The organism is Acinetobacter sp. 809848, assembly GCF_000581275.1.
Taxonomy (GTDB): Bacteria; Pseudomonadota; Gammaproteobacteria; order Pseudomonadales; family Moraxellaceae; genus Acinetobacter; species Acinetobacter pittii.
In genome coordinates this window covers 1-1,601 of record NZ_JEXG01000131.1, presented here as the reverse complement: position 1 = coordinate 1,601, position 1,601 = coordinate 1, and the positions used below count along the sequence as shown (strand labels likewise).

At 35.4% G+C, this 1,601-nt stretch carries 1 protein-coding gene and 1 pseudogene; both read left to right on the top strand.

Annotation, left to right across the window (positions count from 1 at the left end; translation table 11 throughout):
• Positions 1–289: 289 nt before the first annotated feature.
• Positions 290–799, top strand: coding sequence for a GNAT family N-acetyltransferase (locus J536_RS24295; protein ID WP_032064250.1), 510 nt, complete (start codon positions 290–292; stop codon positions 797–799).
• A 268-nt stretch (positions 800–1,067) separates the two neighbouring features.
• Positions 1,068–1,569, top strand: a pseudogene (locus J536_RS24290) (NUDIX hydrolase).
• Positions 1,570–1,601 lie beyond the last annotated feature (32 nt).

The window sequence follows — 1,601 nt, the reverse complement described above, 5'->3', positions numbered from 1 at the left end:
CCTATTATTGTTGTTTTATGTTCCGGAACATCCTGTTCCTGTATGAGTTCATATTAGGAAAAAAGAGGGATATCGCCAATCCGCAAAATCCCTAAAAGTTTGTAGGATAAAACGTACATTGAAACATGGTGTGAGGCATTTTGTAGTTACAGAGGGGGCGAATAGAGGAGGCTTACTTTTATACCTAATCATTGAAGATGCTGAGAAGAATAAGAGTTGCCATTAATAACAATATGTTATGTTTAAGTTTGGTTGTAAAAAGAACAATTTTATCGGGAGTAATCAATAAATGACCGTTATGTTGGTAAAACCTCATTTAAAATTTAAAGAGAGCTATAGCAACTATATTAATGAATTAGCAGATGAAGATCGTCACCCTTTGACAACGGAGTTTGACCATACAAATTTTGAATCATTTTTGAATAAACTGAGAGATTATGAAAAAGGGGAATCCCTAGAAGAAGGGCATGTTCCCAACATTACATATTGGTTAGTAGAAGGTAATGAAATTATTGGCGCGTCTAACTTGCGACTTAAACTCAATGAACAGATTGAATATTGTGGTGGACATATTGGTTTAGGTATTCGTCCTTCTAAACGTGGGCAGAATTTTGGCTCGAAATTGTTAGAGCTTACAATTCAGGAGGCATGGAAGTTAGGCCTAACGGAGTTACATATACATTGTTATAAATCTAATTTAGCTTCTGCAAAAACTATTCAAGCAAACAATGGTCGTCTTCATTCTGAAATTACTCTCAACCAAGTAGTTCAAAGGTATATTGTGAATAAAACAATATAAGAATTTTCTTTTAGAGCATTTTTAAACACCAATAAAAAAAGCCCGACATCCTGTCGAGCTTTTTCGTATTTGGTTGCTAGATATGACTCCTGTCGTATCTCACGCTCCTGGTGCTTGAACCTATTATTGTTGTTTTGTGTTCCGGAACATCCTGTTCCTGTATGAGTTCATATTAGGAAAAAAGCGGGAAGTCGCCAATCCGCAAAATCCCTAAAAGTTTGTAGGATAAAGCGTACATTCAGAAATGATTTAACTTTTTAAAGTGAATATGAATAATAGCCACCTTATGACTTCAAGAAAAAAATCAAATGCGCATTAGAAAATCTTCAAGACTATTAGTTCTTAATGAAAATCATCAAACTTTATTATTTCAGTTTACTCATAAAAATGATGCTTTGGCTGGACAATCATATTGGGCAACCGTAGGTGGTGGGCTTGAAGAAGGGGAAACCTTCAAGCAAGCAGCTTGCCGAGAGCTTTATGAAGAGTTAGGCGTAGTCAGGCAAAATGTAGGGAATCATGTTGCAACACGCAATTTTGAAATGATGTTACCGAGTGCGGAAATGGTGATTTCTGAAGAAAGGCTTTTTATTGTTTTTATTAAAAATGAAGAAGTGAATACAGCAAACTGGTCAGAACATGAAAAGCTTGTGATTAGTAAAAGCCGTTGGTGGACGTTTGAAGAGCTAAGCCAAACAGATGAGATTGTTTATCCAAACAACATTCCTAATATTCTTGCAGATAGCCTACCTGAGATTTTTAATTCCTAGAATCTTCCAATATTCAGATATAAAAAAAGCCC